Below are 9,060 nucleotides of genomic sequence, written 5' to 3' on the forward strand. Positions count from 1 at the left end.
CGCGCGGGTGGCGCGTTCTCCGGGGCGCTGGGCGTAGCGGGCGCCGAGGGGCCGTCAGGTCGAGGGGTGTGCGTGGAACCCGCGTCCGCTCTTGCGGCCGAGCAGGCCCGCCTCGACCATGCGGGAGAGCAGGGGCGGCGGCGCGTAGAGCGGCTCCTTGTACTCGTCGTACATGGACTCGGCGATGGCCTGCACGGTGTCCAGGCCGATGAGGTCGGCGAGTTGGAGCGGGCCCATGGGGTGGGCGCAGCCGTGGACCATGCCGGCGTCGATGTCCTCGGGGCTGGCGTGGCCGGCCTCGGCCATCCGGACGGCGGAGAGCAGGTAGGGCACCAGCAGGGCGTTGACGACGAAGCCGGCCCGGTCGCGGGAGCGGATGACGTGCTTGCCGAGGGTGTCCCGGGTGAAGGCCTCCACCCGGTCGAGGACGGTCGGGGCGGTGTGCAGCGAGGCGACCAGTTCGACGAGCGGCATGACGGGGGCGGGGTTGAAGAAGTGCAGGCCGAGGACGTGGGAGGCGCGGTCGGTGGTGATGCCGAGGCGGGTGACCGGGATGGCGGAGGTGTTGGTGGCCAGGACGGCGTCGTCGGCGACGAGCACCTTGTCCAGGGTGCCGAGCACCTCGGTCTTGACCCGTTCGTCCTCGACGACGGCCTCGACGACGAGCTGGCGGTCGGCGAGCGCTTCCAGGTCGTCGGCGAACAGCAGGTGGGCCCAGGCGTCCGTGCGCTGCTGCTCGTTGATCCGGCCGCGGTCGACGGCGCGGTGCAGCGAACGGTCGATCCGGGCCCGGGCGGCGCGCAGGGCGCCTCGGCCGGCCTCGCAGACGACGGTGTCCAGGCCGGCGCGGGCGAAGACCTCGGCGATGCCGGAGCCCATCTGCCCGGCGCCGACGACCGCGACTCGGCGGATGTCGTTCATGGTGTTGCCTCCGTGGTCGGGCGGCTCAGGCCGCGGTGCGGATCCGCACGAGGTGGCGGGCGTAGGCCTCGGTGGTGAGGAAGGAGGGCAGTTCGGCGCCGAGGGCGGTCTCCTCCAGGATCCGTACGGCGTCGTCCACCAGCGCCGGGTCGGCGCCCTCGCCGAGCAGGGCGGCGCGCTCGCGGTCGATCAGCCGCCGTACGAGGTCGGGGGTGGCGAGCGAGCCGCCGGTCAGCCGGGAGCAGTGGTGCTGCCACTGCCAGATCTGGCAACGGGCGATCTCGGCGGTGGCGACGTCCTCCATCAGGCCGAAGACGGCGACGGCCCCGGAGCCGCCTAGCCAGGCCGTCAAGTAGCGCAGGGCGACGGCGACGTTGGAGCGCAGGCCCTGTTCGGTCGGCAGGCCGACGGACAGCCTGTGCACGCCGAGCAGGTCGGCGGCGGTGACCTCGACGTCCTCGCGGGTGCGGTCGAGCTGGTGCGGGCGGCCGTCGAGGACGGTGTCGAAGGCCGCCCGGCAGGTGGCGACGAGGCCGGGGTGGGCGACCCAGGAGCCGTCGAAGCCATCGCCGGCCTCGCGCTCCTTGTCGGCGCGGACCTTGGTCAGGGCCGCCTCGTTGGCGGCGGGGTCGCGCTGCGGGACGGCGGCGGCCATGCCGCCGATGGCGTGGGCGCCGCGGCGGTGGCAGGTGCGCACCAGCAGGTCGGTGTAGGCGCGCAGGAAGGGCTGGGTCATGGTGAGGGTGGCGCGGTCCGGCAGGACGTAGCGGGGGCCGTGCGTGGCGAAGTTCTTGATCAGGCTGAACAGGTAGTCCCAGCGCCCGGCGTTGAGGCCGGCCGCGTGCTCGCGCAGCTCGTACAGGATCTCGTCCATCTCGAACGCGGCGGTGATGGTCTCGATCAGCACGGTGGCGCGGATCGTTCCGTGCGGGATGCCCAACTCGTGCTGGGCGAAGGTGAAGACGTCGTTCCACAGCCGGGCTTCGAGGTGGTTCTCCAGCTTGGGCAGGTAGAAGTACGGGCCGCTGCCGCGCTCGATCTGCCGCCGGCCGCAGTGGAAGAGGTGGAGGCCGAAGTCGACGAGGGCGCCGATCGCCGGGCGGCCGTCGATCAGCAGGTGCTGCTCGTCGAGGTGCCAGCCGCGCGGGCGCACGACGATGGTGGCGGGCGTGTCGCCGATCCGGTACCGCTTGCCCTCCGGGGTGGTGTCGTCGATCCGGCGCTCGATGGCGTCGAGCAGGTTCAGCTGGCCGGTGAGCAGGTTGTGCCAGGTGGGGGAGGTGGCGTCCTCGAAGTCCGCCAGCCACACCTTCGCGCCGGAGTTGAGCGCGTTGACGGCCATCCGGCGCTCGGGTGGGCCGGTGATCTCCACCCGGCGGTCCGCCAGGCCGGGTCCGGCGCCGGCCACCCGCCAGGTGGTGTCCTCGCGGACGGCGCGGGTCTCGGGAAGGAAGTCCAGGGTGCCTCCGGCGGCGAGCGCTGTCGCGCGGCGGCGGCGCTCGGCGAGGAGTTCGGCGCGGCGGCCGGCGAAGGCCCCGTGCAGGCGTGCCACGAAGTCCAGGGCGTCAGGGGTGAGGATCTCGTCGAAGCGGTCCTCGTGTTCGCCGAGGACGTCGATGCGGCTGGGCTGGCTCATCCGGTTCTCCAGGTGGCGGGCGGCGGGGTGAAAGGCGGTCTCTCCTCGAAGAGGCCGCCGGGGATGGCTCAGTGGAACTGCTCGGCCTCGGTGGAGCCGGTCAGGGCGAGCGTCTCGGCGTTCGGGTTGAGCGCGGTGGAGACCAGGTCGAAGTACCCGGTGCCGACCTCGCGCTGGTGCTTCACCGCGGTGTAGCCCTGCGGCACGGCCGCGAACTCGGCCTCCTGGAGGTCGACGTAGGCCGTCATCCCGTGCTCGGCGTAGCCGCGGGCGAGCTGGAACATCGAGTGGTTCAGCGCGTGGAAGCCGGCCAGCGTGATGAACTGGAAGCGGTAGCCCATCGCGCCCAACTCCCGCTGGAACTTGGCGATCTGGTCGTCGTCCAGGGCCGCCTTCCAGTTGAAGGACGGCGAGCAGTTGTAGGCGAGCATCTTGTCCGGGTACTCGGCCTTGAGCGCCTCGGCGAACTCGCGGGCCTGGGTGAGGTCGGGGGTGCTGGTCTCCACCCAGATCAGGTCCGCGTACGGGGCGAACGCGAGGCCGCGCGAGATCACCGGGGCCATGCCCGGCTCGACCCGGTAGAAGCCCTCGGCGGTGCGCTCGCCGGTGCAGAACCGGGCGTCGCGCTCGTCGACGTCGCTGGTCAGCAGGTTGGCGGCGAGCGCGTCCGTGCGGGCCACGATCAGGGTCGGCACGTCCGCGAGGTCGGCGGCCAGGCGGGCGGAGTTGAGGGTGCGGACGTGCTGGGCGGTGGGGACGAGCACCTTGCCGCCCAGGTGGCCGCACTTCTTCTCGGAGGCGAGCTGGTCCTCGTAGTGGATGCCCGCCGCGCCGGCCGCGATCATGCCCTTGGTGAGCTCGAAGGCGTTCAGCGGACCGCCGAAGCCGGCCTCCGCGTCGGCGACGATCGGCACCAGCCAGTCCGGCCCGCCGTCCGTCCCTTCCGCCGCGTCGATCTCGTCGGCGCGCAGCAGCGCGTTGTTGATCCGACGCACCACCTGGGGAACGGAGTTGGCCGGGTAGAGGCTCTGGTCCGGGTAGGTCTGCCCGGCCTGGTTGGCGTCGGCCGCGACCTGCCACCCGGACAGGTAGATCGCCTGCAGCCCGGCCCGCACCATCTGCACGGCCTGACCGCCCGTCAGCGCGCCGAGGGCGTGCACGTAGTCCTGCTCGTGCAACTGCCGCCACAGGCGCTCGGCGCCCCGGCGGGCCAGCGTGTGCTCCTCGCGAACGGTGCCGGACAGCCGCACGACCTCGGCCGCCGAGTACGTGCGCTCGATGCCCGCCCACCGCGGGTCGGACGCCCACCGGGCGGCCAGCGCCGCCGCCTGCTGCTCCTGCTGCTGCCGGAACGACTGAGTCATGGGTCTGCTCCCCAGGGGTGCTCGTTGCGAAGGTTGTGAGGTGTCTCACCGCAAGGGCGAGTGGGCGGCCGGGCGGTGCCGGGCGGCGGCGGAACGCCGCAGGACGTGGATGCCCGGACAGCCTGCCCGGCCGCGACCGACCTGGTGTTTCGCCGCTGTCCTGCGCACCTCCCGGCCGCACCACCGACTCTGGCACCCCGCGAGGCCGCCGTCACCGATGGACCACTGCCAACTTCTGCGAACGGTCCTCGGCAAATCTGCGAAGGTTGCGACGACTCGACCCCTCGCGGTGCGGCTAGGCTTCCCGCACCGGATCGGCCGACGCCCGGTGAGGGGAGAGCGACACGATGGGAAAGGCCTTCGCCGGCGCCCGGCTGCGCCGCCTGCGCGAGGAACGCGGACTCAGCCAGGCCGCCCTCGCCCGGCTGATCGACCTCTCACCCAGCTACCTCAACCAGCTGGAGCACGACGCCCGCCCGCTCACCGTGCCCGTCCTGCTGCGCCTCACCGAGGCCTTCGGCGTCGAGGCCGGGTACTTCGCCCCGCCCGACAGCGCCCGGCTCACCGCCGAACTGCGCGACGCGCTCGGCGAGGAGCTCGCGGCCGGGCGGGTCACCGCCGGGGACCTCGACGAGGTGGCCGCCCGCCTGCCCGCCGTGGCGCGGCTGCTCATGGACCTCGGCCGCAGCCGACGGGCGGTCGCCGAACAGCTCGCCGTCCTCGCCGGGGACCGCGGCCCGGCGCCCGACACCCTCACCCCGCACGAACAGGTCCGCGAGTTCTTCTACCGCCGCCAGAACTACCTCCACGAACTCGACACCGCAGCCGAGGAGTTGGCCGCAGCCATCGGCCTGCGGCGCGGCGAGGTCAGGGCGGTGCTGGCTGGCCGGCTCGCCTCCGGCCACGGCGTACGGACCGTCGCCGGAGGCGAGCACCTGCACCGGTACGACCCGCGCAGCAGGGTCCTGAGCCTGTCGGACCGGCTGCGCCCGGGCCAGCAGGCCTTCCGGATGGCCACCCAACTCGCCTACCTGGAACACGATCCGCTGCTGTCCGAACTCGCGGCCCAGGACAGCCCGGAAGGCTCCACCGCCTGGTCGCTCACCCGGATCGGCCTGGCCAACTACTTCGCCGCCGCCCTCGTGCTGCCGTACGCCGCCTTCCACGCCGAGGCCGAATCGGCGCGCTACGACATCGAGCACCTCGCCGACCACTTCGGCGTCGGCTACGAGACGGTCTGCCACCGGCTCAGCACCCTCCAACGGCCCCGGCTGCGTGGCGTACCGTTCTCCTTCGTCCGGGTGGACCGGGCCGGCAACGTCTCCAAGCGCCAGTCCGCGACCGACTTCCACTTCTCCCGCACCGGCGGCACCTGCCCGCTGTGGAACGTCTACGAATCCTTTGCCGCCCCCGGCCGGGTCCACGTCCAGGTCGCCGCCATGCCCGACGGCCGGCGCTACCTCTGGACCGCCCGCGCCGTCACCCGCTCACCCGGCGGCTGGGGCCGCCCCGGCAAGACCTTCGCCATCGGCCTCGGCTGCGAACTCCGCCACGCCGCAAGGCTCGTGTACTCGGCGGGGCTGGACCTCGGCGACGAGACGGCCGCCACCCCGATCGGGCTCGGCTGCAAGGTGTGCGAACGCCCGGCGTGCCCCCAGCGCGCCGCACCCGCCATCGGCCGGCCGCTCGCGCTCGACGAGCACACCAGCACCTTCATCCCGTACCCCGCGCTGCCCGACCCCCGGAACTGAAGGCCGCCACCCGGCGTACCGGCACCTCCGTCCGAGCCCGGCGCCCGTCCGTCCGAGCCCGGCGCCCGTCCGTCCGAGCCCGGCGCCCGTCCGTCCGAGCCCGGCGCTCGTCCGTCGGAGCCCGACGTCCGTCCGTCCGAGCCCGACGCCCGGCGGTTCGCGCCCGGCGGGCTTCGCACGGGCACCGCCCGACCCGTTCCGGGAATCATGCAGGTGCTCGGAACTTCCCCGACGTCCGGTCCGACTTCTGTGCCGGGCGCCGTCGCCGACAGCGTCCGGCAGAGCACACCCCTTCACCCCAGGAGCGCGAGCATGTGCGGGATCACCGGCTGGGTGTCCTTCCACCAGGACATCGGCCAGTCCTTCCACCAGGACACCGGCCACGGCGCCGCCTCCGTCATCCAGGCCATGACCGACACCATGGCCCTGCGCGGACCCGACGCCGGTGGGGTCTGGCTCGGCCGCCACGCCGCGCTCGGCCACCGCCGCCTCGCCGTCATCGACATCGAGGGCGGCACCCAGCCCATGCCCGACCGCCCCGAACACCCGCAGGTGGTACTCACCTACAGCGGCGAGGTCTACAACCACCACCGGCTGAGATCCGAACTCGCCGCCAAGGGCCACCGGTTCGAGACCCGGAGCGACACCGAGGTGGTCCTGCGCGCCTACCAGGAGTGGGGAGACGCCCTGGTCGACCACCTGGAGGGCATGTACGCCTTCGCCGTCTGGGACGACCGCGAGCAGCGCCTGCTGCTGGTCCGCGACCGGCTCGGGGTCAAGCCGCTGTTCTGGGCCGAAACCGACGGCGGCCTCGTCTTCGGCTCCGAACCCAAGGCCCTGTTCGCCCACCCCGAGGTGACCCCCACCGTGGACGCCGACGGCCTGCGCGAGGCCTACAGCCTGCTGTTCAACACCGGCCCCACCGTCTGGGCCGGCGTCCGCGAGGTGCACCCCGGCAGCCTGCTCGTCCTCGACCGCGACGGCATCCGCGAACGGCGCTACTGGGAGCTGACCGCCCGCCCGCACACCGACGACCCGCAGACCACCACCGAGCTGATCGGCGGCCTGGTCGACCGCGCCGCCCGTACCCAGCTGGAGGCCGACGTCCCGCTGTGCAGCCTGCTCTCGGGCGGCCTCGACTCCACCGTCGTCACCGCCCTGATCGCCGACGAACTCCGGCTCCGCGAAGGGCCGCAGGCCACGCTGCGCTCCTACGCCGTCGACTACAGCGACCAGGCCGAACGGTTCACCGGCGACGTGCTGCGCACCGGCCACGACACCCCGTTCGCCGCCGAGGCCGGCGCGTTCATCGGCACCGAGCACTCCACCGTCGTCCTCGACCCCCGTGCCCTGCTCGACCCGGACAACCGGCGCGCCGTGGTCGTCGCCCGGGACTCGCCGATCGGCGTCGGCGACATGGACACCTCGCTCTACCTGCTGTTCGGGGAGATCCGCAAGCACTCCACCGTCGCCCTCTCCGGCGAGGCCGCCGACGAGGTCTTCGGAGGCTACCCGTGGTTCCACAACCCGAAGGCGCTCGCCGCTCGCGCCTTCCCCTGGCTCCTGGTCACCGGAGACCAGGCCGCCATGCCGCTCCACCCCGACCTCGCCGCCCAGCTGCGCATCCCCGAGTTCCGCGCCGACACCTACCGCACCGCCGTGGCCGCCGTCCCCCGCCTCGACTCCGAGAGCGCCGACGAACACCGCCTGCGCGAGATGCAGCACCTCTCGCTCACCCGCTGGCTGCGCCAACTCCTGCACCGCAAGGACCGCCTCTCCATGGCCCAGGGCCTGGAGGTGCGGGTGCCCTACTGCGACCACCGCCTCGTCGAGTACGCCTTCAACACTCCCTGGGCGATGAAGAACCACGACGGCCGGGAGAAGAGCCTGCTGCGCGACCTCGGCCGGGGCATCGCCCCCGACTCGGTGCTCTGGCGGCCGAAGAACCACTACCCGGCCACCCACCACCCCGACTACAACGCAGGCCTGCAGCGGCTGGCCCGCGAGGCGCTGGACGCACCGCACGTACGGGACATCGCCGACGAGACGGTCATCGGGGCCGCCCTCGACACCCCTGCCGAGCAGTTGCCGTGGGGCCACCGGCTCCGCCTGGAGCGGGTCGTCGACCTCGCGCTGTGGCTCGACCACCACCGCCCCGCCCTGGCCCTCTGATCTCGCCGCCTCACCGCCTCACCACCTCACCGCCTCACCGCCTCGCCCGGGTCCGGCCGTGGGCGGGTGCCGGTGGTGGCGCCGCCGCGGGGCCTCCCCGTCTCCCGGCCGGAGCCGGGCCGGGGAGGCCGGGTGGCGTCAGCGCTCGGCGGTCAGGGGCGCGTAGGCGTCGGGGCGGCGGGTGGCGTTGAAGGGGAAGAGTTCGAGCCAGTCGTGGCGCTGGTCGAGGTCGAGGTCGGCGACCAGGACGGCGGCCTCGTCGCGCGGTGCCCGGGCGAGTACGCGGCCGTACGGGTCGACGATGAACGAGCTGCCGTAGAAGGTGAGTTCGCCTTCGGTGCCGATGCGGTTGGGGACGACCATGAAGGTGGCGTTGGCGATGGCGTTGCCGGTGATGACCTGCTGCCACAGCGGCTGGGTGTCGAAGCCGGGGTGGCCCGGCTCGGAGCCGATGGCGGTCGGGTAGACGAGGACGTCGGCGCCGGCGAGGGAGTAGGCGCGGGCGAGCTCGGGGAACCACTGGTCCCAGCAGGTCGGCAGGCCGATGGCGGCGTCGCCCACCTCGGCGAGGGGGAAGGCGTCCTCGCCGGCCGGGCCCTGGCGGAACCAGGTGTCCTCGTAGTAGCCCTCGGTCACGGGGATGTGCAGCTTTCGGGTGCGCTGCACCAGGGTGCCGTCGGGGGCGACGAGGATCGCGGTGTTGTAGCCGAGGCCGTCGGGGCCGTCCGGCCCGTCGGCCTTCTCGAAGAGCGAGGCGTGCACGTGGAGGCCGTGCTCGCGGGCGGCGGCCGCGGCGAACGTGAAGGTCGGGCCGGTGCGCAGGTCCTCGGGCTCGACGGCCTGCGGGTGGTCGGCCTGGCGCAGCACGGCGAAGTACGGGGAGAGCGTGAGCTCCTGGAGGGCGACGAGGGCGGCGCCCTGTTCGGCGGCGAGCCGGATCCCCTCCAGCAGGCCGGCCCGGTGCTGCTCGGGGTCCGCGTGCCAGCGCTGCTGGACGAGGGCGACCCGCAGGGCTGCGCGCCGGGGTGCGCGGGTGCGGGCCGGGGACGCGGGCGGGTTCAGGGCGGTGATCAGGCGCATGGCGGGTCCTCGGGTCGTCTCGGGTGATGGTGTCGGGAGCAGCGGCCGAAGCCGTGGCGGGCGCGGGGCGGCCCCGGGGTGCCGTAGGGTTGGGCGGCCGGGGGGCGCCGGGGGGGGGGGGGTAGGGCAGGCGCCC

Annotated in this window: 6 protein-coding genes; 2 read left to right on the forward strand and 4 right to left on the reverse strand. The window is 73.5% G+C overall.

The window, feature by feature from the left end; genetic code table 11:
* Positions 1 to 54 precede the first annotated feature (54 nt).
* From ACFV6I_RS03485 to aceA, 3 genes are all read right to left on the reverse strand, one after another.
* Positions 55 to 921, reverse strand: a complete 867-nt coding sequence (locus ACFV6I_RS03485) for a 3-hydroxybutyryl-CoA dehydrogenase (RefSeq protein WP_063352214.1) — start codon at positions 919 to 921, stop codon at positions 55 to 57.
* A 25-nt stretch (positions 922 to 946) separates the two neighbouring features.
* Positions 947 to 2,557, reverse strand: a complete 1,611-nt coding sequence (gene aceB / locus ACFV6I_RS03490; RefSeq protein ID WP_380423433.1) for a malate synthase A — start codon at positions 2,555 to 2,557, stop codon at positions 947 to 949.
* Positions 2,558 to 2,625: 68 nt separating this feature from the next.
* A complete protein-coding gene (aceA, locus tag ACFV6I_RS03495) occupies positions 2,626 to 3,921 on the reverse strand; it encodes an isocitrate lyase (protein WP_380423434.1) in 1,296 nt (431 codons plus the stop codon).
* 347 nt (positions 3,922 to 4,268) lie between these two features.
* On the opposite strand from aceA, the gene ACFV6I_RS03500 reads away from it, so the two are divergent.
* Positions 4,269 to 5,672, forward strand: coding sequence for a short-chain fatty acyl-CoA regulator family protein (locus ACFV6I_RS03500; protein ID WP_380423435.1), 1,404 nt, complete (start codon positions 4,269 to 4,271; stop codon positions 5,670 to 5,672).
* Between the two features lie 312 nt (positions 5,673 to 5,984).
* The gene (asnB, locus tag ACFV6I_RS03505) at positions 5,985 to 7,844 is read left to right on the forward strand and encodes an asparagine synthase (glutamine-hydrolyzing) (protein WP_380423436.1); all 1,860 of its coding nucleotides are present in this window, start codon (positions 5,985 to 5,987) and stop codon (positions 7,842 to 7,844) included.
* 138 nt (positions 7,845 to 7,982) lie between these two features.
* On the opposite strand, the gene ACFV6I_RS03510 is transcribed toward asnB, so the two are convergent.
* Positions 7,983 to 8,924, reverse strand: coding sequence for a nitrilase-related carbon-nitrogen hydrolase (locus tag ACFV6I_RS03510; RefSeq protein ID WP_380423437.1), 942 nt, complete (start codon positions 8,922 to 8,924; stop codon positions 7,983 to 7,985).
* Positions 8,925 to 9,060: the final 136 nt, after the last annotated feature.

This window comes from Kitasatospora sp. NPDC059803 (assembly GCF_042732255.1).
Taxonomy (GTDB): Bacteria; Actinomycetota; Actinomycetes; order Streptomycetales; family Streptomycetaceae; genus Kitasatospora.

Bases quoted from the DNA above. Each gene is read 5' to 3' on its own strand.
- ACFV6I_RS03485 (WP_063352214.1), bottom strand. From the start codon at position 921: ATGAACGACATCCGCCGAGTCGCGGTCGTCGGCGCCGGGCAGATGGGC.
- aceB (WP_380423433.1), bottom strand. From the start codon at position 2,557: ATGAGCCAGCCCAGCCGCATCGACGTCCTCGGCGAACACGAGGACCGC.
- aceA (WP_380423434.1), bottom strand. From the start codon at position 3,921: ATGACTCAGTCGTTCCGGCAGCAGCAGGAGCAGCAGGCGGCGGCGCTG.
- ACFV6I_RS03500 (WP_380423435.1), top strand. From the start codon at position 4,269: ATGGGAAAGGCCTTCGCCGGCGCCCGGCTGCGCCGCCTGCGCGAGGAA.
- asnB (WP_380423436.1), top strand. From the start codon at position 5,985: ATGTGCGGGATCACCGGCTGGGTGTCCTTCCACCAGGACATCGGCCAG.
- ACFV6I_RS03510 (WP_380423437.1), bottom strand. From the start codon at position 8,924: ATGCGCCTGATCACCGCCCTGAACCCGCCCGCGTCCCCGGCCCGCACC.